Origin of the sequence: Paraburkholderia silvatlantica, assembly GCF_003096715.1 — a bacterium.
In the GTDB taxonomy this organism is placed as follows: Bacteria; Pseudomonadota; Gammaproteobacteria; order Burkholderiales; family Burkholderiaceae; genus Paraburkholderia; species Paraburkholderia silvatlantica.
Genome location: NZ_QEOL01000022.1, coordinates 25,942 through 48,162 on the forward strand (window position 1 = coordinate 25,942; position 22,221 = coordinate 48,162).

At 65.6% G+C, this 22,221-nt stretch carries 16 protein-coding genes; 6 read left to right on the forward strand and 10 right to left on the reverse strand.

Features of this window, described 5'->3' with window-relative positions; all coding sequences use genetic code 11:
* Positions 1-120: 120 nt before the first annotated feature.
* A complete protein-coding gene (locus tag C7411_RS25760; RefSeq protein WP_110386849.1) occupies positions 121-2,115 on the forward strand; it encodes an alkaline phosphatase family protein in 1,995 nt (664 codons plus the stop codon).
* 158 nt (positions 2,116-2,273) lie between these two features.
* On the opposite strand, the gene C7411_RS38425 is transcribed toward C7411_RS25760, so the two are convergent.
* From C7411_RS38425 to C7411_RS25775, 4 genes are all read right to left on the reverse strand, one after another.
* On the reverse strand, positions 2,274-2,741 hold the full coding sequence (locus C7411_RS38425; protein WP_243413344.1) for a hypothetical protein: 468 nt from the start codon (positions 2,739-2,741) through the stop codon (positions 2,274-2,276).
* A 69-nt stretch (positions 2,742-2,810) separates the two neighbouring features.
* Entirely contained in the window at positions 2,811-3,593 is a 783-nt protein-coding gene (fabI, locus tag C7411_RS25770) for an enoyl-ACP reductase FabI (RefSeq protein ID WP_110386850.1), read from the reverse strand.
* Positions 3,594-3,621: 28 nt separating this feature from the next.
* Entirely contained in the window at positions 3,622-3,744 is a 123-nt protein-coding gene (locus C7411_RS38675) for a hypothetical protein (protein WP_258365446.1), read from the reverse strand.
* Between the two features lie 4 nt (positions 3,745-3,748).
* Entirely contained in the window at positions 3,749-6,067 is a 2,319-nt protein-coding gene (locus C7411_RS25775; RefSeq protein WP_110386851.1) for a DUF3141 domain-containing protein, read from the reverse strand.
* Between the two features lie 423 nt (positions 6,068-6,490).
* Here C7411_RS25775 and C7411_RS25780 point away from each other — a divergent pair, with 423 nt between their 5' ends.
* Positions 6,491-7,171 (forward strand): VIT1/CCC1 transporter family protein, encoded by a 681-nt coding sequence (locus C7411_RS25780; RefSeq protein WP_110386852.1) that lies wholly within the window; start codon positions 6,491-6,493, stop codon positions 7,169-7,171.
* Between the two features lie 14 nt (positions 7,172-7,185).
* On the opposite strand, the gene C7411_RS25785 is transcribed toward C7411_RS25780, so the two are convergent.
* From C7411_RS25785 to C7411_RS25795, 3 genes are all read right to left on the reverse strand, one after another.
* The gene (locus tag C7411_RS25785) at positions 7,186-7,893 is read right to left on the reverse strand and encodes a transposase (protein WP_110386853.1); all 708 of its coding nucleotides are present in this window, start codon (positions 7,891-7,893) and stop codon (positions 7,186-7,188) included.
* Between the two features lie 385 nt (positions 7,894-8,278).
* Positions 8,279-9,226: an NAD-dependent epimerase/dehydratase family protein gene (locus tag C7411_RS25790; protein ID WP_110386854.1), complete on the reverse strand. Its 948-nt coding sequence runs from the start codon at positions 9,224-9,226 to the stop codon at positions 8,279-8,281.
* Positions 9,226-10,953 carry an FAD-dependent oxidoreductase gene (locus C7411_RS25795; protein ID WP_110386855.1) on the reverse strand — a complete coding sequence of 576 codons (1,728 nt, stop codon included), beginning with the start codon at positions 10,951-10,953 and terminating at the stop codon, positions 9,226-9,228. The genes C7411_RS25790 and C7411_RS25795 overlap by 1 nt, the downstream gene beginning before the upstream one ends.
* 308 nt (positions 10,954-11,261) lie before the next feature.
* On the opposite strand from C7411_RS25795, the gene C7411_RS25800 reads away from it, so the two are divergent.
* Positions 11,262-12,086 (forward strand): WecB/TagA/CpsF family glycosyltransferase, encoded by an 825-nt coding sequence (locus tag C7411_RS25800; RefSeq protein WP_110386856.1) that lies wholly within the window; start codon positions 11,262-11,264, stop codon positions 12,084-12,086.
* A gap of 58 nt (positions 12,087-12,144) precedes the next feature.
* On the opposite strand, the gene C7411_RS25805 is transcribed toward C7411_RS25800, so the two are convergent.
* Together C7411_RS25805 and C7411_RS25810 are read right to left on the reverse strand one after the other, a co-directional pair.
* The gene (locus tag C7411_RS25805) at positions 12,145-13,587 is read right to left on the reverse strand and encodes an undecaprenyl-phosphate glucose phosphotransferase (RefSeq protein WP_243413345.1); all 1,443 of its coding nucleotides are present in this window, start codon (positions 13,585-13,587) and stop codon (positions 12,145-12,147) included.
* 620 nt (positions 13,588-14,207) lie between these two features.
* Positions 14,208-14,564, reverse strand: coding sequence for a DUF4148 domain-containing protein (locus tag C7411_RS25810; RefSeq protein ID WP_110386858.1), 357 nt, complete (start codon positions 14,562-14,564; stop codon positions 14,208-14,210).
* Positions 14,565-14,899: 335 nt separating this feature from the next.
* Here C7411_RS25810 and C7411_RS25815 point away from each other — a divergent pair, with 335 nt between their 5' ends.
* The 3 genes from C7411_RS25815 to C7411_RS25825 are packed head-to-tail and all read left to right on the forward strand — an operon-like array spanning position 14,900 to position 20,831.
* Entirely contained in the window at positions 14,900-18,109 is a 3,210-nt protein-coding gene (locus tag C7411_RS25815) for an efflux RND transporter permease subunit (RefSeq protein WP_110386859.1), read from the forward strand.
* 10 nt (positions 18,110-18,119) lie between these two features.
* On the forward strand, positions 18,120-19,334 hold the full coding sequence (locus tag C7411_RS25820; RefSeq protein ID WP_110386860.1) for an efflux RND transporter periplasmic adaptor subunit: 1,215 nt from the start codon (positions 18,120-18,122) through the stop codon (positions 19,332-19,334).
* A gap of 12 nt (positions 19,335-19,346) precedes the next feature.
* Positions 19,347-20,831: an efflux transporter outer membrane subunit gene (locus C7411_RS25825; protein ID WP_110386861.1), complete on the forward strand. Its 1,485-nt coding sequence runs from the start codon at positions 19,347-19,349 to the stop codon at positions 20,829-20,831.
* Here C7411_RS25825 and C7411_RS25830 read toward each other — a convergent pair.
* Positions 20,806-22,221, reverse strand: coding sequence for a heavy metal sensor histidine kinase (locus tag C7411_RS25830; RefSeq protein WP_110386965.1), 1,416 nt, complete (start codon positions 22,219-22,221; stop codon positions 20,806-20,808). The two genes, C7411_RS25825 and C7411_RS25830, sit on opposite strands and share 26 nt — an antisense overlap.

Genomic DNA, 22,221 nt, shown 5'->3' on the forward strand with positions numbered 1-22,221 from the left:
CCCTGAACGTCATGAGGAAGGTCTAGCTTTCCAGCCTGTAACACGCCGTAATGATTTGAAGTGACGCAATCGTTGCCCCACCGTCATGCAAAGAAGCGCAATGCTTCAATGGAGAGACACATGCGCCAGACATCGAAATCCAGACACCAACGGCCTGCCGTTCCCGCCATGCTTGCAGCCGTTTCGCTAGCGGCTACGGCACTCTACTGCTCCGCTGCCGATAGCCAGTCCACAGCGAATCCCTCTTCGGCCACAGCAACGCCGATCAAGCATGTCATCATCATCGTGGGCGAAAACCGCACGTTCGATCACGTGTTCGGCGCTTATCAGCCGCGCACGGGCCAGAGCGTATGGAACCTCCTGTCGAAAGGCATCATCAGGGCAGACGGGGGACCCGGACCCAACTTCAAGCTCGCCGAGCAATACATGGCCAAGGCCACGAATCCGTCGCGGTTCGACGCGAGCCCGGCGTCGAAGCAACCGTACCCGACGCTGCCGGCGCCGAACACAGGCTCGGCGCCGACCGCTGCGAGCGACGCAAATCCGCCGCCGTTCGCCACACTGGCGGCTGCACAGGCAGCCGAAGGCCAGGCCCTCGAACCGGGCGATGTCGTTCATTTGACGACGGGCGCAACGGGCCTCCCCAACGACGTGCCTGACACGCGCTTTGGGTCGAACCTGTACAACCTGCAGAGCGGCCCTTATCAGATCTCGCGTGTGGGTCCGAACTACGACCAGTACATGAACAGTCCGGTGCATCGGTTCTACCAGAACTGGCAGCAGTCGGACTGCAATATCGCGCACGCGACGCCCGACAATCCGAGCGGTTGCAAGATGGATCTGTTTGCGTGGGTCGAAGTGTCGGCAGGCGCGGGATCGAATGGCAAAGCGCAAGCGGCCAACTTCACCGATCAGTCGACCAACGAAGGCGCGACCGCGCTCGGCTTCTATAACGTGAATACCGGCGATATGCCCTATTTCACGAATCTCGCGCGTCATTACACGATCAGCGACAACTATCACCAGCCGGTGATGGGCGGCACGGGCGCGAACAGCATCATGATCGGAACGGCCGATGCGCTCTATTACACGGACGCCAAAGGCAATCCCGCGACGCCCCCGCAGAACGAGATCGAGAACCCGCGGCCGCAGCCAGGCACCAACAACTGGTATGCGCAGGACGGCTACTCGGGCGGATCATATAGCAACTGCTCGGATCCGAAGCAGCCTGGCGTCGGCGCAATACGAAAATATCTCGACAGCCTGCCGTATCACCCCAATGCCAACTGCGCGCCCAGCACGTACTATCTGCTGAACAACTACAACCCCGGCTACAACGGTGACGGCACCGTCAACACGAGTCCTTTCACCATTCCACCTTCGCCCGTGCGCACGATCGCCGATACGCTCCTCGAGAACAATATCTCATGGAAATACTACGGCGAAGGCTGGAAGACATTCGTGACCCACCCTTCAACGAGTGTCTACTGCAATATCTGCAATCCGTTTCTCTATGAAACGGCGATCATGACCAATCCGACGCTGGTGGCCGCGCATCTTCAGGACACGCCTAACCTGTATTCCGATATCGCCAATGGCACGCTACCCGCGGTGTCGTTCGTGAAACCCGGCGGATTACTCGACGGGCATCCGTCCTCTTCGAAGTTCGGTCTTTACGAAGGCTTCGTGCACAAGATCATCGATTCCGTCCAGGCGAACCCCGCGTTGTGGGCATCCACTGCGATCTTCATCACGACCGACGAGGGAGGCGGCTACTACGATTCCGGCTACATTCAACCCGTGGACTTCTTTGGCGACGGGCCGCGCATTCCCCTCATCGTCGTGTCGCCGTACTCGCGCGGCGGCCGTGTCGTTCACGACTATTCGGATCACGTGTCGCTTGTGAAATTTATCGAACGCAACTGGTCGCTGGGACATATCACGTCGCGCAGTCGCGACAACCTTCCCAATCCGGTCCAGCTTCCCGCGAGCCCATACGTGCCGACGAACGCGCCGGCGATCGGCGACCTGTTCAGTGCGTTCCAGTTCCAGCCAGCCAAACAGTCCGCAGCGGACAATGGAAACGAGGGTGCGGCGGGTATGCTCCCGTTCTGATCGCAGTCAAGACGCACAGCGGAAACGCCGACGGCCCGCAACCCAAAAGGGACCGTCGGCGCGCTCACGTCAAATGCCGTGGAGAGGACATTCCGATGCCTTCCACTGGAGCGCGGAAGGCGTGAGCGGCGTGCGTTTGATTCAGCGTAACGGTCGCATCAATCGATGTCTTTGCCCTTTTCGCGCTCGAGCATATCGAGCGCAAGCACGCGTCCGACATCGCGCACGAACGCTTCCATGACCGCGGAGGATTCCGCGCTGCCCGGCACACAGTCCTCAGGGTTGCGTTTTCCCTGCGCCCGTCTGATCGCGCGGACGCTGTCTTCCAGCGCCCGGGCTTCTGCCCGGATCGCATCGTTTTGCGGTGGTTTGGGTTGTTCGTGCGCCATGCCGGGATTTTCGGCGGCCGGCACACAAACTTTAGCGCCTGAGCGTGACGTTTTGACCGGCCAGGGCGCTGCCTTCGCGATAAGGTCCTGCAGCCGCACCATCGAGCGCTGATCCAGCAGGTGCATCTCGCAACCCACGCGGCTCCATCCTCTTTCCTGATCCTCGGAGATCCAGCGAACATCGAGTGCGACGACCAGAACGATCTCGTCTTCGTCGTCGATCGGCGCCGATTGCAACCATCCCGAGACCGTCTCTCCCTCAAGTTGCCCGAATCTTTGTCGATATATCAATTGCGGCGACTGCGGCTAAGCCATGATGTGAACGCCGCCGTCCACGTAAAGCGTTTCGCCTGAGAGGCGCCGCGCGTAGGGCGTCGCGAGGTACGCGCAGGTGAAGCCGACGTCCATGATGTCGACCAGTTCGCCAAGCGGTGCCCGTTCCGCTGCCTGGGTGAGCAGCACGTCGAAGTCCCTCAAGCCGGATGCCGCGCGTGTCTTCAGCGGCCCGGGAGATACCGCGTGCACGCGGATCTGCTGCGGACCCAGTTCGTACGCCAGATAGCGTGCGCACGCTTCCAGCGCCGCCTTGACCGGACCCATGACGTTGTAGTTTGGGACTACCTTGTTCGCGCCATAGTAGCTCATCGCGAACATGGAGCCGCCATGCTTCATCAGCGGCGCGGCTAGCCGGGCCATCCGCACGAATGAGTGGCATGAGATGTCCATGGCCGCTGCGAAACCTTCGGCGGAGCAGTTGAGCAGCCCGCCCTGCAGATCGCTCTTCGGCGCCCATGCGACGGAATGCGCGAGTATGTCGAGCTCGCCCCATTCACTCGCAATCCGCTCGAATACCGCCTCCAGTTCCTCGCGCTTCGAGACGTTGAACGGCATGAAAATTGGCGCTTCGAGGTCTTTCGCCAGCGGCTCCACGTATGGCCTTGCCTTCTCGTCGGCATAGGTGATCGCGAGATCGGCGCCCACCTCATGGAACGCCTTCGCGCAGCCGTATGCGATCGAATGCCCGTTGGCGATACCCGTCACCAACGCCTTCTTTCCGCTCAGCACCGGATGTTGAACACTCTGGCTCATCAGACCTCTCCCTGGCAATCGGGCAGACTCACGTAATGCCCGCCACTTCACGCGTGCGTCGGGCGATCATCAGTTCTTCGTTGGCCGGTATCACCCAGACCGAGACCTTGCTCGACGAACCGGCGTTGAGAACGAGGATGACGTCGGCCATGGCTTTACCCTATCGCCCGCACACGTTCGAGCGGCAGGGACGAACGAATCTTGTCGAGCATGCCGAGCTGGGCGGCGGTCGGCCCGGCTTCCTGCACGCGCCGGTCGGCCAGCAGCTTTTCTGCCAGATCGAGCAGCTTCTCCCGGTCTTTCGGGTCTTCCAGCAGACGCGGGAGCGTGGCGAGCGCCTGTTCCGGCTCGTAACGCACGATGATTTCCTGCTCGCCGCGCACGCGCCTCCACTGGTCGCCCGGAAGCTGGGGCAAATACGCGGCGTAGTCCTTCGCGAGTTCGCTGCGCAGCGCAAGCCGCGCGAGCGGGAGCGGCTCGTCCCGGCGCGCGAGCAGGCAGGCGGCGCGAGCCAGCGCCTCGGTATAGCCGCCTTCGGTCATCGACGCCAACGCGTCCCTCACGTAGGGCAGGGCGCGATGGTCTCCGGCCGCCGCTGCGGATCTGGCTTGCGGCTCTTCGCCGTGTTCGACGGAATACATGTTTCCGTAGAAAGAAAAGAACGCGCTCTCCGTCATGGCGTCGCGCATCGCGCGATAGAAGTCGAGCGACGCACTGATCATATCCGAGCCATAGTGCTCAAACGCCCGCAACCGGGTGTCCTCATGGGCTTCGGCATGCCGCTTTGCCCTGACCGCCTCGGCAGCCGGCCCAAGCCATGCAAGCCACGGATTCATGTCGGACAGCGCCCAGCGTTGTGCGCGAAGCGGATGAAACTGCCGCTGCAGGTTCGCCGTCGTTTCGTTCGACCAGGCCCGTACCCACGGCTGCAGGAAGAGCTCGTACGCGCGCTGGTTCAACTCCGATACGCGCCTGACGGCCTCGAATGGCTGTTCATCGCTACGTCCGAACCGGTTCAGGCGCGCGGCAATATCTTCGAGCCGATACTCGCGGAACGACACGTCGTATTCCGGTTTTCCTGCTTCGCCCCGCCGCTCGGCAATCTCCATGCCGTAGAGACCAGGCGGGAAGGCTTCGATCGCTTCGAGCACGGAGGCGATCTGCTGGTGCTCCTTCTTCGCCACCTTGCCCGAAACGAAAATGCCGAGATGGCCGATGCTCTGGTGCACGAGCCCTACGATCACCTGACCGCGCGTCTTGATCTCCTCCGTGCTTCCGTAAATGTCGGCGACCCAGTTGAACGCCTGTTGTGGCGGCGTGATGTTGTCGCCGAGCGACGCGAACAGGATGATCGGCGACTTGATTTCCCGCAGATCGAACGCCGCCCCGTCGGGACCCCGAACCTCGCCCGACCAGAGCTTGTTGCCGATGAACAGGTTGCGCGTGATCCACTCGATCTCCTCGCGGTTCATCAGGTAGTAGCCGCCCCACCAGCGCTCGAAGTCGAGGAAGCGCGGCGGCTCGGTATCGACGTTGTCGAACAGGTGATAGTACTTGTCCCACAGGCTGTTGGCAGGATTGAGGTTCTCGAAGTTCTGCACGAGATGGGCGCCGTCGAACTTGCCGTTGCCGAGATCCGCCGTTAGCGACGCGAGCCAGGTACCGCCCAGCATGCCGCCGGCGTAGCGCATGGGGTTGTCGCCCTCGCCTTCGCTCCACGCGCCGCTCCAGTAGGACATCGGGGCGCCGTTGATGACGAGCGGCCCCGTATGGTCCGGGTCGGAACTCGCGAGCATCATGGCGGCCCAGCCGCCCTGGCAGTTGCCGACGATCGCCGGTTTCGGGCTGTCGGGATGCAGTTCGCACACTTTCTTGACGAATTGCGCTTCTGCCGCGCAGACATCGAGCAGTGTCTGGCCAGGCTCCGGATCGCGAAAGAAGATGACGAAATACACGCTGTGGCCAGCCTTCAGCGCGACACCGGCCTGTGAATCGTCCTTGAAACCGCCGATGCCAGGACCATGGCCCGCACGCGGATCGATGATCACATAAGGACGCTTGCTAACGTCGATGACCACACCGTCGGGCGGCAGCAGGCGCACGAGCGCGTAGTTGACTGGCCGCGCCAGCTTTCGCCCGTCGATAACGAGTTCGTGGCCGAAATGGAGGACGGGTTGAAGGCCGTCGCGCGCCTGCTCGACGAAGCCGTTTCCGCGCTGACGCAAGGTGTCCCAGAAGAGCACGGAACGCTCGGCGACATCCACCGCGTAGCGGTAGCCGGCCCAGGGGTCCAGCGCAGTTGCCCATGCAGGCCTCGCCGAAGCGGGTTTGCCGCCCTCGCCCAGCCGCCCGGCTGCATCCGCCAGGCGCTGACTGAACTGGGTTTGCGCTAATTCCGATCGCCGGGCGAGGAGCCGGACAACCTTGCCGCCGATCTCCTGGCAACGCGCATATTGATTGGCGAGGTCAGTCATGGCATCACCTTCTGGTCCGCGAACGGGAGGCCAAGGCCACGTCCGTTCACTCGATTGAATGAAAGGAATGCTTACGAATATGCCGGACGATCACTTGTGTGGCTGCAAAACCGGCTGTGGCCGCTATCTGTTCAGACACTGGCAGACGCATGTGACAGGTTCGTTACGGCGCCGCGCCGGCGACGAATCCGTTTGCAAGAACTGAATCGTGCAACGGCTCGCGTGCTTTCTCTATAGGACCATCGGCCCATATCCTGACGCTACGATTGTCCTGGCAGCAGTAGGACCAAAGTCCGATTGACGAGCGTTCCGCGACATGGGATTCGTCGAATTCGCGCAGTAGCCCACAGTAAGGCAGCGGTGAGACGTTCGACGTAGGCGTGCGCCGGCAATGACCACTCATCTCCTCTTGCACGAGGCCGTATGAACACCACTACCCCGACACAGCAAACCGCGGACGAAAAGCGCGAGCCCGTACTCAATACGGTCGAGCGCGTGACCGAACTGTGCTTTGGCCTGTTCATGGCGTTGACTTTCGTCGGCGCGGTCAAGGCGGTCACAGCGGGCGAGGACGCCGGCCGCAAACTGTTTTTGGCCGCCCTCGGGTGCAATCTCGCCTGGGGCCTCGCCGACGCCGTGATGTATCTCGTTCGCACGCTCGCGGATCGCGGACAGCGCCTGACACTCGCCCTGACCGTGAAGCGCGAACCGGACCGCACCGCGGCAGTGCGGGCCTTGCGCGGCGCGTTGCCGACGGCGCTGGAGCCGCTCGTCGACGACGACGAACTCGAGCTGATTCGCGCGCGCCTCGCCGCGGCGCCTACGCTGCCACCTCGCGCGCAGTTCAGGCGCGATGACTTTCTTGGCGCACTGGGCGTTTTTCTGCTCGTCGTCGTGTCGACTTTCCCGGTTGCCCTGCCCTTCATCCTCGTGAGGGATCACGTAGCGGCGCTCGTCATCTCGCGCATACTCACGCTCGCGATGCTCTTCGCCGCCGGCTTCGCGCTCGGACGCTACACCGGCGCGGGCGCGATGAAAGCGGGCTTCGCCATGACGCTGCTCGGGATCGTGCTGACGATGGCGATCATCGCGCTCGGCGGCTAGCCCATCGTCCCTCGTCAGGCGAGGGCGCTGGTCGTGCTTACCTTGGGCGGCCGGTCGCGCAGCAGCAGCGGCATCAACCGTCGATTGGCGGTCTGCGCCGCCCACTCGCAATAGGCAGCGCTGCCGAGCACCCAGCCTTCGAGCGTCGCCTGCATGAGGTTGTCGACCCCGGATTCGTCGAGAGGCTGTGCCCCCAGGTCGCGGTAGGACTGGTGGCGCTCGAACGGCGTATTGCCGAGCGCACGGTAGAGCGGATGATCCTTGATGAACCTGTCGACACGCAGGCCGACGTGGTGCGGGTAGCTCGACCACGGGTAGTTGCCCGGCTCGGACACGAGGCGGTTGCGCACCGGCGCATGATCGATGACCTGGCTCGCGAGCAGAAAATAGCGGTCGGGTTCGATCACGGTTGCCCGGTACTCGCCACGCCACATCGCACCGCGGCGTCCGTGGCGGCGGTTGAAGGTCTCGGCATAGCGACGGCAAACGGCCTGCATCGCCATGGCCACGCTCGACTCGTATGAGGGCGTGACGAGGAACTGCACCGCGTCGGGCATGAGCACCCACGCGTGGACTGCCAGATCGGCGACGCGCGCGGCGTCCGCGAGGCAGGCGAGGAAGTAAAGGTAGTCTCCTTCGTCGAGGAAAGCGGGCCCCGTGAGCCCCTGCAAGATAACGTGCTGCGGTTGTTCTGGAACGTAGTGCCGTGCAAGCCGTGTCATGCTGAATTAACCGGAAATCCGATGTGGGGAAGCGATCCGACAGGTATCGGTCGCCCGACGCTGCGTGTGTGGTTCTACGATCAAATTCTATGAGCCACGCGCGCGCGTCTGCGTCGCGAACAGGCCTTTTTTATGGCCTCAATTCGCTGATTTGCCGATCGCTATCCGCGCCTTCTACGCCGCCACTGAATAGCCGCCGCGCCGCGATCCGGCACCACTAATATCCTGGCGACGCGAGCTCACGATCTCCGTTCGCAACGCGCCTGTACCGGTCGAAGCCCGGTGCCAAACGGCATGCGAATTTAATTAACAGGAATCCGAACGATAGCGGGCGAGCCGAAGCTCGAAACTTCGGCGAACCGCAACGCGGGTGAGCCCAACGGGTTCAGCCGGCCCGCGACGCCGGCGGCACAAACGCTTCGGCCTGCAGCGCGACGCGCCACGGCATCCACCTGATATCAAAAGCCTGTTGCGCGCGGCGCGCGTCGAGCCGGATGTCCTGTTGCCACAGCCGCGCGAGCGAAGGCGGCAGCGGCGGCGGCACTTTCACGCCACCCAGTTTGCGTCCCGCGATCCCGGCAATCTTCAGAGCAGGCGCCCACACCTTCGTTTCGAGCGCAAGACGCCGCGCGCCGATCCGCTCGACCGGCGTCGCCCCCAAAACGCGCGCATACGCGACGAAGTACTCGTTCCAGCGCGGCGCCTGGGCCATCGCCAGGTTGTAAGTCTGAGCGCCCGAAGCCGGCGTGCGCAGCGCGGCCAGCGCCGCCTGAACGACGTCGTCGATGTGAACGAGATTGCTGCAGCCGTCGCCGGCGGCGCCGAGGTCGCCCAGACGCCGTGCGCGCAGCAGTTGCGCAATGCGCGCCGACCATTGCGGGCTGCCGCCTCCGTAGATGCAGCCCGGACGCAATATCGTGAGCGCGGGCAGCGAAGCGAGCAGTCGCTCCGACTCGACCTTCGCATGGCCATAGGGGCTCACGGCGTCGAGCGCGGCTGCTTCGTCGATACGGCCCTCGGCGGCGCCGTACACCGCCATCGAGCTGAAGTGGACCACGGGCAGCGGCGCACCGAGTGCCTGCAGCGCGGCAGCCAGCGCGCGCGCATTCGCGACGATCGTCGCCGGCGCACCCGCCACGCAGTTGACCACGCCGTCCACGCCGGCAAGCGCGGCGGCGAGCGACGCGGGGTCCGCGGCATCGACACGGCGCAGGCCGCTCCCTTCCCTGCGCGAGGCGGCAACCGGCTCGGCCCATTCGGTACCGCTCAACGCTTTCACCAGATGGCGGCCGACAAAGCCGGTCGCGCCGAGTACAAGAATACGGGCTTTCATCACGCGGGTTCGGAATGGTTTGCAGTGGGAACGGGCAGCGCGCCGAGATCGGCGGCGCCCTTGAGGTGTTCGGCGAGCCGCAATGCGAGCGCGACGATGGTCAAGGTCGGATTCGCCTGGCCCGAAGTCGGGAACACGGCGGCGCCCGTCACATAGACGTTGTCCGCTTCATGCAGCCGGCAGTCGGCATCGACCACGCTCGTGCGCGCGTCGCGCCCCATGCGCGCCGTGCCGATGTGATGGCCGCCATACGCGCCGTAGCGCGTCATTTCGGCTTCGACCTGCGCGGGGTCGTAACTGAATCGGCCAACGCCCGCGCGCTCGACCTCGTGCGCGAGCGCGGCAAGCGCGCGGCTCACGGTCGCCACGTCCTGCTGCGTATAGCGCCAGTCCACATGGATGCGGCGCAAGCCGAGTGCATCGGTTTCGTCGCCCAGCGTGACGCGGCTCGCCGGATTGGGCTCCTGCTCCGCATGGAAGTCGAGCGAGAAGCGCAGATTCGCGGGCCGCACGATCACCGAAGGGAACTTGCGCACGGCCAGCGTGCGCCGCCGCAGCCAGTGCCACAGGAAACGCGCCGTGTTCGGCGCGTCCGCAACAACGTTGTTCAAGTGCGCGAGCGTGGAGCCCGCATAGCCCTCGGGCGTGCCGTCGTAGAGACGCTTCGCATATTCGTAGGGCACGATGCCGCGCGCGAGATACAGCGCGGAAAGAATGCCGTTGCCGTGCCCGGCGTCCGGAATGCGCGGATGATGCAGGCGCGCAATGAAGTTGCCCGCGCGCAGCGCGGCTTGCTGTTGCGGGCGCAGCGCGAGGCGGCGGCGGCAATAGATACCCTCTTCCGTCACCTCGTAGCCGTGCCACACGGACTGAGCCGCCGCGAGATCGAGCGTGCCGATCGTGCCCGCGAGATGGCTCATGTAATAGCGGCCCACCGCGTCGTGGGCATTGCCGAGTCCCCGGCCGCTCGGCCCGGGGCTGTTGAGCAAGAGGCGCGGCACTTCGAGCCCGCCGGTTGCAAGCACGTAGGCGCGCGCGGCCACCTCGAACGCCGCGCCTCCCGTCGCGTCCGGCGCGTCCGTCGTGTTCAGTACCCGCACCTGGGCCGCGCCGGCACGCCGCGTCGAACCCGCCAGCATCGGCAGGCGGCACAGGTTCGCATGCTGGAGGACACGCACGCGGCCTTTCGCGAGGCGCGCCCGATAACGCTGACCGAAATCGGTCGGGCAACTGAAGCGCTCGAGCGTGTGCGTCGAAAATACGTCGCTTGCGAAGCCGCCGATCATCGGGCGCAGCGGCGCGGCGAACGCGCCTTCGGCGGTATAGGCGAATTCGCCCGCTTCGCACAGCGCGTTGGCCTGCGGGTAGTGGCGCAGCACATCGGCGAACGCGATTGGCCAGCCGCTGTGCGCGACGTAGTCGCGCGCCTCGAAGTCGAACGCATCGAGCGGCATGCAGCGGCCGCCCCACAGCGTGGTCGAGCCGCCGAAGCGGCGCACGCGGTAGTGCTCCGGCGGCGGATGAAGCGCCGCATTCGCCACCGTACCCGCGTACAGCTGCTGGGTTGCGGGCTCGGGCGCATCGCCGCCGCTCTCCAGCACGATCACGTCGAGCCCGCTCTCCTCCAGCGCGAGCGCGAGCGCGATGCCGGCGGGACCGGCGCCCACGATGCACAGGTCCGCGCGCAGCGTCGTGCCGGCGGGAATCTCACGGGCGTCGGTGATCATCGTCTGTCATGAACGGTAAAGGAAAAACGGGCCGCGGCGAGAGTAGCCGATCGCACACGCGCAACCGCCGGCGCAACCAGAGAAATTTCAGACGCATCCCGATTTTTGTCTCCAAAAAAACACTGTTGGGTAACCCGGCATACCGACACAGCAGTAAGATTCTGTCTGAAGTCCAAAACGCCTTGGCAAAAGCCAGGAGACCAGAAAAGAACATAACGTTCGTCGCATGACGGGGTGGCACGACGCCGGTTCAACGGGCGCCGTGCCTGGCTCTCGTCGTGTGCGCACGTCGGGGTCACAAAAACAACATGAGCACGCCTTACATAACAGCGGAGCCGCAGGCGTCCGCACGGGGTGTCTTCAAGCCGAGCATTCCTTTGTTCGGACTCGACATTGCAGCTGTGTCGTTCGACACCGCGCTCGACGTGCTTTGCACCGCCGCCTTGCAGCGCGACGGCCGGGCGCGTGTGGCGGTCACGCCGAACGTCGATCACGTGGTGCGTCTCGACACGCAGCCCGATCTTCAACGCCTTTACCGCACCGCCGACTTCCTGTTCGCGGACGGCATGCCCGTTGTCTGGGCGAGCCGCCTGTTCGGCGCGCCGCTGCCGGAACGCGTGACGGGCGCGGACCTGTTGCCCGCGCTGTGCGAGCGCGCCCGCGCGGGCGGCTGGAAAGTGGTGGTGGTGGGCGGCCGCCCGGGCCACGAAGCCACGCTCGTAGAGGGTTTCGCGCAGCACTATCCGGGCCTCGACGTCGAGGTGATCGCGCCTTCCATGACGTTCGATCCGACCGGCCCCGAGGGCGATGCGGTGGCCGAGCGCGTGCGCGCGGCCGAGCCCGATATCGTGTTCGTGTGCCTCGGCATGCCCAAGCAGGAACGCTGGGCCCTGCATCACGCCGGCAAGCTGGCCGGCGGCCTCATGCTGTGCGCAGGGGCGGCCGTCGAGTTCGCCGTCGGCCTGCAGCAGCGCGCTCCCGCGTGGATGCGGCGCTGCGGTCTCGAATGGTGCTGGCGCATCAAACAGGACCCCGCGCGCCTGTGGCGCCGCTACCTCGTGGACGACCGCCGCTTCTTCAGCATCCTGTGGCGTCACTGGCGCGTGGCGCGCACCCGGCGGCGCGCGGCGTAACGCTGCCGATGCAAACGCGGCCGGCGCAGGTCCGGCCACGTCTCGCGCGGCGCACGCCTCAAACCGCATTGCGGCCCGAGACGATCGACGGGATCGTCTTCAGCAGGATCTGCAGATCGAGCCACAGCGACCAGTGCGTGATGTAGTAACGGTCGTACTCCACGCGGCGCTGCATCTTGTCGGGCGTATCGGTCAAGCCGCGCAGCCCGTTGATCTGCGCCCAGCCCGTCATACCCGGCTTCACGCTATGGCGCAGCATGTAGCCGGGGATCAGCTGCCGGTACGCTTCGTTGTGTTCCGCCGCGTGCGGACGCGGACCCACGAGGCTCATCGAGCCGCCCAGCACGTTGAAAAGCTGCGGCAGCTCGTCGAGCGAAGTCCGGCGCAGATACCGCCCCACGCCCGTGATCCGGTCGTCGCCGCTGCGGGCCTGGCGCACGCCCTGCTCTTCGGCGCCGCCCTCATCCTGCGCCGCGACGCGCATCGAGCGGAACTTGTGCACGACGATCGCCCGGCCGTGCTCGCCGTTGCGGCGCTGCCTGAACATCACCGGTCCCGGCGAATCGAGCCGGATCGCCAGAGCGATCGCCAGCATCACCGGCCACAGCAGCGCGAGCAGCAATACCGCGCCGGCAATGTCGACCGCGCGCTTGAGCATGCGCGAAAGCCCCAGAATGGGCACGTCGTGGAGCGCCAGCAGCGGCACGCCCGCGAGGTTCGCGCCGGTCGTCGCGACGTCTTGAAGGAAGTGCAGCTCGGGCACGAGATAAATCGCCGCCGTTGAATCGTAGAGGCGCGTCACGACGTCGGCCGTAATGTCCTTCACGTCCGTTGCGTCGGCTCGAGCCATCGCGGCCTGCCCCATCGCGAGGAACGCGATCTCGTAGTCGTTCGCGTGAATGTGCGCGGCAGCGTCTTCATAGCGGCCGAGATACGGCGGCAGTGCTTCCCCGCCGCGCGGCGCGACGGGCGCATCGTTGTAATAGCCCGCCACGTGAATGCCGAGAATCGGCGAGCGCTGCAGGCGCAGGTTCAGCTTGCGCGCCTCGCTGCCCATGCCGAAGAACACCGCACGGCGCAGGTTGCCGGGCGCGTTGTTGACGCTGTGGGCCACGCCGCGCAAGACAGCCAGGCCTGCGAGCTGCAGCGGCAGCGCAATGGCGGCCCATTGCGCTACCAGCGTGCGCAGGGCCGTCGTCCCGTTATCGCCATGCGTCACGAACAGCAGCACCATGAGCGCGATCGGCAGCCGACACCAGCGCCATGCGCCGCGGCCCAGCATCCACCAGAGATGACGCGCGCTGGCAATCAGATGAAAACGCGCAAACACGACGAACGCGGCCGCGGCGAACGCGCCGGTCAACGCCCGCGTGTAGGGCGTGTCGGCGGTCTGTCCGCGCAGCAACAACAGCGCGACGAGCGCGCCCGTGTTGAGCGCCGCGCTGACGACACCGACCAGCGCCATAAACAGGCGGTGATGGTGGGGCGACTGGGTGGACATGACGGGTTCGGCCAGTATGTGCGACTGTTTGATACGCCTGCTTGGCATGACGGCGGGTTTGGGCCGCGGGGGAATGACCGTCTGCGCAAGGCGCAACAGCGGCAAGCGGTGCCGGACGATTCGCCGGAAAGGCGAAACGCGAGGCTCGAACACTTGCGATGACATACGTAATGCGAACGTACGCGCTTTTTTTAAACATGGAGCGCGATTCGTAGTGCAAGACGGCCGCTCCCCGTCGGCCTGATGGCGCGGACTCCTTTTCCGGCGGCGCGAGTGGTCTGGATTCGCGCCAACAGGCCGGAATGGAGAGCGGCCATCCCATATTCGCGCGTATCTTACCAGCGCATTGTGAATTTGCGTGATCCAGAAAGATGACGCCGCGAAAACGCGCGGTATTGTTGTGAAATTGCCAATACGGCTGATTTAACGCCACTGTTGCTAATGGGGCAGGTTCGCGGATTGAATAAAAAATGAATAACGATTTTTTGCGCGCGAATGGGACGAATTACGTTCGCGCAAACGTTTGATCAAGTAAATCGAAATGCGCGGCGGCGCCCGGCGTTATCGCCGGGAGCGGCGCCGCCGCGCTCGACCGCTCAGCGGCCCGCCCAATGCACCGCTCAGTGCCCCGCATAAATAGACCGCTCGCCGACGCTCGCCACGACCGGCGCACCGGCATCCGAACTGCCCGTCATCGCCACGCCTCCGACCGCCGTGTTGCCCGGCGCGGCCTGCTGGGTCTTTTGCGCCTGCTCCTGAGCCACGATCGCCTCCGCGTGCTGAATGTCATCCGGGTAGTTGACATCCTTCGCCACAGGGCGATACCCCGCCTGCTCCACCCGCACGAGATCGGCGATCACCTGGGCGCGCGTGACCGGCGCATTGGCGGGCGTGGCGGGGCTGGCGGTCTGTGCGAAAGCGGCAGCCGGAGCGGCCAGGGCGCAGGCAACGAGCAATGTGGAAACGAGTGCTTTCATGATGTTCACCTCTCAAAGAATGGCCGCTGCATCGGGAAGCGATGCCGCCTGAGCCGCCCTCGGCGATGTCGCGAAGGTTGACTGCATTCTGGCCGCGCGGCGCTGACCCAAAGCTGACCTGCTGATTACGAGTTCGTTATCTGGGCCTGTTCACGCTAATCACAGGCCCTTCTGGCAGCCAGCCCCTGGAATGTCATGTTTAGTTTGGAGAACGCGCCCACGGCGTCCGACGCCCCTGCGCGCCAAAGATGACAAATCCGTAATGTCGAGGTCAGCACCGGGTAAGCGCGCCCTCCCGATACTTGCGCCACTCCCGCCTCAACCCGGACCCCGTCATGTGGATCGTCAAACTGGCTCTCAGACGGCCTTACACCTTCATCGTGCTGGCCGTACTGCTCTTTATCCTCGGGCCGCTCGCCATCATGCGCACGCCCACGGACATTTTTCCGAACATCAATATCCCGGTGGTCAGCATCGTCTGGACCTACAACGGCTTCTCCGCCGAGGACATGGCGCACCGCATCACCTCGAACTACGAGCGCGCGCTGACTTCGGACGTCGACGACATCGAGCACATCGAATCGCAGTCGCTCAACGGCGTTTCGGTCGTGAAGGTGTTCTTCCATCCGGGCGCCGACATCAACCGCGCGATTGCCGAGGCGGCTTCGAACTCCGCGTCGATCCTGCGCATCCTGCCGCCGGGCACGCTGCCGCCGAACATCATCACGTACAACGCCTCCACGGTGCCGGTGCTGCAACTGGGCCTGTCCAGCGCGACCTTGCCCGAGCAGTCGCTTTACGACCTCGGCAACAGCTTCATCCGCACGCAGCTCGCGACCGTCCAGGGCGCGGCCGTGCCGCTGCCCTATGGCGGCAAGATCCGCCAGATCATGGTGCAGCTCGACCCGAAAGCGTTGCAGGCGAAAGGTCTCGCGCCCGCGGACGTCGTGAACGCCGTGAACGCGCAGAACCTCATCCTGCCCGGCGGCACCGCGAAAATCGGCTCGCGCGAATACAACGTGGAGATGAACGGCAGCACGCAAACCGTGGCGGCGCTCAACGACCTGCCCATCAAGACCGTGAACGGCAGCGTGGTGTACGTGCGCGACGTCGCGCACGTGATCGACGGCTACGCGCCGCAAACGAACATCGTGCGCGCGGACGGCAAACGCGCTGCACTCCTTACCGTCGAAAAGACCGGCAGTGCCTCGACACTCACGATCATCCAGCAGGTGAAGGCCATGCTGCCGAAGATCGCCGCGGGCCTGCCGAGTGCGCTCAAGATCACGCCGCTCTCCGATCAGTCCGTGTTCGTGAAGTCGGCGATCTCGGGCGTGGTGCGCGAAGCGCTCATTGCGGCCTGCCTCACCGCCGCGATGATCCTGCTCTTTCTCGGCAGCTGGCGCGCCACGCTCATCATCGCCGTGACGATTCCGCTCGCCGTGCTCACGTCGCTCATCGCGCTCGCGGCGCTCGGCGAGACCATCAACATCATGACGCTCGGCGGGCTCGCGCTCGCGGTCGGCATCCTCGTCGACGACGCCACCGTCGCCATCGAAAACATCACGCATCATCTGGAGCGCGGCGCGCCGCTGCACGACGCCATTCTCAACGGCTCCGGCGAGATCGCCGTGCCGACGTTCGTTTCGACGCTCTCCATCTGCATCGTGTTCGTGCCGATGTTCCTGCTTTCGGGCGTGGCGCGCTACCTGTTCGTGCCGCTCGCCGAGGCCGTGGTGTTCGCGATGTGCGCGTCGTACTTCTTCTCGCGCACGCTGATTCCCACGCTCGCCATGTATCTGCTGCGCGCCCGCACGCCCGGCGCCGCGCCTTCGCGCGGCATCGCCGGTGTGTTGACGCGTTTTCAGGCGGGCTTCGAGAAACGCTTCGAAGCGGTGCGCAACCGCTATCGCGCGCTGCTTCAGGCGGCGATTGTGCAGCGCCGCCGTTTCGTCGTGCTGTGGGTTGCGCTCTGTCTCGGCTCGCTCGTGCTGGTGCCATTCACCGGCCGCGACTTCTTTCCCGCAGTCGACACCGGCGAGATCCGCCTGCATCTGCGCGCGCCCACCGGCACGCGCATCGAGGAAACGGCCCGCATCACCGACGAAGTCGAAGCGAAGATCCGCAGTGTGATTCCGCCCGCCGAACAGGCTGCGGTGCTCGACAACATCGGCGTGCCGGTGAGCGGCATCAACCTCACGTACGACTCCTCGGACCCCGTCGGACCCGAAGATGCGGACATCCTCATCACGCTCGCGCCGAAGCACAAACCCACCGCGCAATATGTCGCGACGCTGCGCAACGTGCTCAACGCCGCGTTTCCGGGCGTGACGTTCGCGTTCCTGCCTGCCGACATCGTGAGCCAGATTCTGAACTTCGGCCTGCCCGCGCCCATCGACGTCCAGATCGTCGGCAACAAGCTCGCGCAGAATCGCGTCGTGGCGAACCACCTGCTCGACGCCATGCGCGGCGTGCGCGGCCTCGTCGACGCGCGCATCCAGCAACCCGGCGACGAGCCCACCATCAACGTCGACGTGGATCGCACGAAGGCCTTGCAAGCGGGCCTCACGCAGCACGACGTGGCGCAAAACCTGCTCATCGCGCTCTCGGGCAGCTCGCAAACCACGCCCAACTTCTGGCTCGACCCGAAGAACGGCGTGAGCTATCCGCTCGTGACCGAGGTGCCGCAATACGATATTCATTCGCTGCAAACGCTCGCCAATATTCCGCTGACGACCTCGCAATCCGTCACGTTCACGCCGCAGAACCAGCTTGGCACGCTCGGCACGGTCTCGCGCAGCTCGCAGGAAGCCGTGGTCTCGCACTACAACGTGCAGCCCGTGCTCGATATCTTCGCGTCGACGCAAGGGCGCGACCTGGGCGGCGTCGCCGCCGACGTGAACCGCCTGGTGAACGCCGCGCGCGCCCAACTGCCGCCGGGCTCCTCGATCGTGATGCGCGGCCAGGTGCAGTCGATGAACGCCTCGTTCAGCGGCCTCGCAGCGGGCCTCGTGTTCGCCATCGCGCTCGTGTACCTGCTGATGGTCGTGAACTTCCAGTCGTGGCTCGATCCGCTCATCATCGTGAGCGGCCTGCCGGCATCGCTCGCCGGCATCGCGTGGATGCTGTTCGTCACCCAGACCACGCTCAGCGTGCCGGCGCTCACGGGCACGATCCTCTGCATGGGCATCGCCACGGCCAACAGCATTCTCGTCATCAACACGGCGCGCGAGTCGCTCGCCGCGGGCATGGAGCCGCTCGCCGCCGCGCTCGATGCGGGCTTCAACCGTTTTCGCCCCGTGCTGATGACAGCGCTCGCCATGCTGATCGGCATGTTGCCGATGGCGCTGGGTCTCGGCGACGGCGGCGAGCAGAACGCGCCGCTCGGGCGCGCCGTGATCGGCGGCCTCGCAATCGGCACGCTTTCCACACTCGTGTTCGTGCCGGTCGTGTTCGGCATGGTGCATGGCTGGCTCGCGCAACGCCGCGCCTCGCGCGATGCCAGCGACGATGCGCAAGCCGGCGCAACCACTCACGTTGAATAAGGATTCCAGAATGAAATCGCAGACACCGCATGAGGAACGCGATGCCGCGGCGCAAACCGCAACGCGGGGTCGCCCGGCTGTCGTCGCCGGCCTTACCTGCCTCGCAATCGCCGTGACGCTCCTCACGGCGGGCATCGTGCCGCGCCTCGAAGCGCGCACCGCGCAAGCCCGGCAGGTCGCGGCGCAGCGCGAGCTGATCGTCTCCACCCTCACGCCCACGCGTGCGCCCGCCACGCAAGACCTGTTGCTGCCCGGCTCGGTGATGTCCTGGGCCGACGCCTCGATCTACGCGCGCACGAGCGGATACGTGCAGCACTGGTACACGGATATCGGCGCGCACGTGAAGGCAGGCCAGACGCTCGCCCAGATCGACACGCCCGAACTCGATGCGCAGCTCCAGCAGGCGCGCGCCGACGAAGCCACCGCGCAGGCCAACTATCGCTTTGCCAGCAGCACGGCACAGCGCTGGCAGACGATGTTGCAGACGCAATCGGTTTCCGAGCAGGACGCTCAGGCAAAAACGAGCGACGCAGCCGCGAAACTCGCCACGCTCCAGGCGGCGCAGGCCAACGTGGCGCGGCTGCAGGAGCTGGTTTCCTACCAGAGGGTGACGGCGCCCTTCGATGGCGTCATTACGGCGCGCAACGTCCAGGTGGGCGCGCTCGTTACGGCGGGCGGCACGCCCGGCCTCGCCACGATGCCAGGCGAGCTGTTCCATATCTCCCAGACCGACCGGCTGCGCGTATACGTAGACGTGCCCCAGGACGACGCGAGCCTCGTCACGCCGGGCACAACCGTCTGGTTGACGACGCAGCAATATCCGGGGCGACGCTTCGAGGCGAGCGTGGCGCGCAGCTCGAACGTGATCGATCCCGTGAGCCGCACGCTGCACGTGGAAGTCGATGTGGACAACCGCGACGGCGCGCTGATGCCCGGCGCCTACGCCCAGGTGCATCTGGCGCTCACGGCGGCCGCGCCGGCGCTCGAACTGCCCGTGAGCGCGCTGCTGTTCCGCCCGGACGGCGTGACCGTCGCGGTGGTCGATGCAAAGAACACCGTGCAATTGCGCAAGGTGACTATCGGCCGCGACTTCGGCACCTACGTGGAAATCGCAACAGGACTCGCGCCGACCGATCGCGTCATCAACAATCCCGGCGACGCCATTGCCAACGGCCAGAGTGTGCGCGTGGCGGCGGCCCCGACGGCTGGGCAAGCGAAAGCGTAAGCGAGGCTCATCATGTTCGAACGCCCTCTCCCCGCGCTGCGCCGGATCGTCGTCGCCTGCACGGCAGCGTCGCTCGCGGCATGCTCCACATTGCCGCATTACAGCGCGCCCACGGCAGACGTGCCGGCGCACTACGCCACCCAGGCACCACAACCCGCGGCGGCGCCCGGCTGGAGCGTCGCCGCGCCCGCCGACGCCAGACCGCGCGGCCCATGGTGGACCCTCTTCGGCGACCCCGACCTCGACAAGCTCGAAGCCCGCGTGGACGTGTCGAACCAGAACGTGCGTCAGGCAGTCGCCAATCTCGAAGCCGCGCGCGCGATGGTCGACTATCAGCGCGCGGGCTATGCGCCCACCGTCACGGCGGGCGTGGCCGCGCAGCGTTATCGGACCTCGCAGAATCTCGTGGACCATTCGCTCGCGGGCAAGACGATTCCTGATTACTCGACGGGCCTCACGGCAAGCTGGGAACCCGACCTGTTCGGGCGCGTGAAGGACGCGACCGCCCAGGCCCGCGCCAACGCCCAGGCCACGCAAGCCGACCTCGAATCGGTGCGCCTTTCCATGACGAGTCAACTTGCTACGGACTACTTCGATTTGCGTTCGCTCGATCGCCAGAAGAAGCTGCTCGACGACACCGTGACTGCCTACACGGCGGCGCTGCGCATCGTGCAGCAGCAGCTCGCCGATGGCGCGATCGACGCCTCTGCCGTCGCCCAGGCGCAAACCCAGCTCGAAAGCGCGCGCACGGCGGATAGCGACATCGACGTGCAGCGCGCGCAACGCCAGCACGCCATCGCCACGCTGACCGGCGTGCCGGCTTCGACCTTCAGCCTGCCGCCGCGTGTCGATCCCGCCTTCGTGCCGTCGATACCCGCGGGCGTGCCCTCCGCGCTGCTCGAACGGCGTCCCGACATCGCTGCGGCCGAGCGGCGCGTGGCGGCGGCCAACGCGGGAATCGGCGAAGCGCGCGCCGCCTTTTATCCCGACCTCACGCTCTCCGCGACAGCGGGCCTCGAGAGCACGTTCTTCGCGCCGTGGCTCAGCGCGCCCAGCCTCTTCTGGTCCCTCGGCTCCCAGCTAGCCGGTACGCTCTTCGACGGCGGCCGGCGCGACGCAACGCTCAAAGGCGCGAACGCGCAGTACGACGCGGCCGTGGCCGGTTACCGGCAAACCGTGCTGACGGCGTTCCAGCAAGTCGAAGACAACCTGAGCGCGCTCGCTACGCTGGCGAGCGAAGCCCAAAGCCAGCAGCGCGCGACCGCCGCCGCGCAACTCTCGCTCAAGCTCACCACCAACCGCTACCAGGCGGGCGCGGTGAACTATCTCGATGTGGTGACGGCACAGACCATCGCGCTCTCGAACGAACGCAACGAGGAGCAGATCGCGGCAAGAAGGCTCGATGCGAGCGTGCATCTGCTGGAGGCGCTCGGCGGCGGCTGGGACCGCGCGGCGCTGAGCGACCTGAGCACTAAGGGCGGGCAAACGTCAGGATGAACCGCGTGCTCGCCGCATCGCTTTCAGCGCGTGCCGAGCCGCCGTGCAGTGCCATGATCGAGCGTACGATCGCGAGCCCCAGACCCGCCGACGCACCCGCGCGCGGCTCGCGGTGGCGTGACGCGTCCGCGCGATAGAAGCGGTCGAAAATGCGCTCCAGCAGCGCAGCTTCGATGGGCGTGCCGGGATTGGCCACCGTGACCTCGACGGCCGTCGGCGTCTGTTCGACGCTCAGGGTGATCTCCGCGCCGCGCGGCGTATAGCGCAGCGCATTGGCGAGCAGGTTGCCCACGGCGCGCCGGAACAGCTCCTTGTCCGCGCGCAGGCGGCCCTCGCCCTGCACGCGAATCTGTACGCCCGCCTCGTCGGCAAGACCTTCGAAGTAGTCGGCAATCTGCGCGAGCGCATCGTGCACGTCGAACTCCGCGAGCGTCGTCATGAACTGCGGGTGTTCCGCGCGCGCAAGAAAGATCACGCTTTCGATCATGCGCGAAAGCCGTTCGCATTCCTCCAGATTCGATTCGAGCAATGCCTCGTATTCGGCCGTGGTGCGCGCTCGCGCGAGCGCCACTTCGTTCGCGCCGCGCAGGTTGCCGAGCGGCGTGCGCATGTCATGCGCGAGATCCGCCGTGTATTGCGACATACGCTCGAAGCCGCCGTGCAAACGATCGAGCATGGCGTTGAGCGAGTTCGTGAGCGCCTCGAGTTCGCTTGGCGCGCGCTCGACTTCAATGGGCGTATCGAGCCGCTCCACCGTGACCGTAGCCGCACGCGCCGCCATCTCGCGCAGCGGGCGCAGCGACTCGCGCACGAGCAGCCAGCTCATGAGAAACGCGAGCAGCATGCCGGCTAGCCCGAAGCCGTAGAGCCGCTCGCGATAGTGGTCGAGCAGCCGCCAGCGGTCGGTCATGTCGCGCGCGATGACGATGGTGACGGGCGTGCCGTCCGCGAGCGCCGCGTCCGTGGCGAGTCCGCGCACGGGTACGCCGCGCGCGTTGCGCCACTCCACCACGTCGCCTTCGGTAATGCGTTGCGTCGGGGGCAGGCGCCGTGCGAGCGCCGCTTCCGGGAACGCCGCGTCCGCAATGCCCGCCGTGTTGTGCTCGACCAGTTGCGCACCGCCGGTGCCGAGTATTTCCATGGAAAGCGCGGGATTGCCGAGCACCTGGCTCGCGAGCCGCTCCGCATGTTCGCGCACATCGCGCTCGTTGCGCAGCTCCTGCGCGAGGCGGCGCGTGTGCCGTGAAATCAGCACGATATCGAGGTCGTCCTGCTGTTTCACTTCGCGATCGAGCGTGAAATAAAGCGTGCTGCCCACCAGCGCGAATACTGCGAGCGTCGTGCCCGCGAAGCTCAGCGCAAGGCCTGTCGCGAGCGAGCGCACAGCCAT

Excerpts from the sequence above, each read along its gene's own strand:
- C7411_RS25790 (WP_110386854.1), bottom strand. The coding sequence starts at position 9,226 with ATGAAAGCCCGTATTCTTGTACTCGGCGCGACCGGCTTTGTCGGCCGC.
- C7411_RS25780 (WP_110386852.1), top strand. The coding sequence starts at position 6,491 with ATGAACACCACTACCCCGACACAGCAAACCGCGGACGAAAAGCGCGAG.
- C7411_RS25810 (WP_110386858.1), bottom strand. The coding sequence starts at position 14,564 with ATGAAAGCACTCGTTTCCACATTGCTCGTTGCCTGCGCCCTGGCCGCT.
- fabI (WP_110386850.1), bottom strand. The coding sequence starts at position 3,593 with ATGAGCCAGAGTGTTCAACATCCGGTGCTGAGCGGAAAGAAGGCGTTG.
- C7411_RS25805 (WP_243413345.1), bottom strand. The coding sequence starts at position 13,587 with ATGTCCACCCAGTCGCCCCACCATCACCGCCTGTTTATGGCGCTGGTC.
- C7411_RS25760 (WP_110386849.1), top strand. The coding sequence starts at position 121 with ATGCGCCAGACATCGAAATCCAGACACCAACGGCCTGCCGTTCCCGCC.
- C7411_RS38675 (WP_258365446.1), bottom strand. The coding sequence starts at position 3,744 with ATGGCCGACGTCATCCTCGTTCTCAACGCCGGTTCGTCGAGCAAGGTC.
- C7411_RS25815 (WP_110386859.1), top strand. The coding sequence starts at position 14,900 with ATGTGGATCGTCAAACTGGCTCTCAGACGGCCTTACACCTTCATCGTG.
- C7411_RS25795 (WP_110386855.1), bottom strand. The coding sequence starts at position 10,953 with ATGATCACCGACGCCCGTGAGATTCCCGCCGGCACGACGCTGCGCGCG.
- C7411_RS25830 (WP_110386965.1), bottom strand. The coding sequence starts at position 22,221 with ATGGCTGTGCGCTCGCTCGCGACAGGCCTTGCGCTGAGCTTCGCGGGC.
- C7411_RS25785 (WP_110386853.1), bottom strand. The coding sequence starts at position 7,893 with ATGACACGGCTTGCACGGCACTACGTTCCAGAACAACCGCAGCACGTT.
- C7411_RS25775 (WP_110386851.1), bottom strand. The coding sequence starts at position 6,067 with ATGACTGACCTCGCCAATCAATATGCGCGTTGCCAGGAGATCGGCGGC.
- C7411_RS25800 (WP_110386856.1), top strand. The coding sequence starts at position 11,262 with ATGAGCACGCCTTACATAACAGCGGAGCCGCAGGCGTCCGCACGGGGT.
- C7411_RS25825 (WP_110386861.1), top strand. The coding sequence starts at position 19,347 with ATGTTCGAACGCCCTCTCCCCGCGCTGCGCCGGATCGTCGTCGCCTGC.
- C7411_RS25820 (WP_110386860.1), top strand. The coding sequence starts at position 18,120 with ATGAAATCGCAGACACCGCATGAGGAACGCGATGCCGCGGCGCAAACC.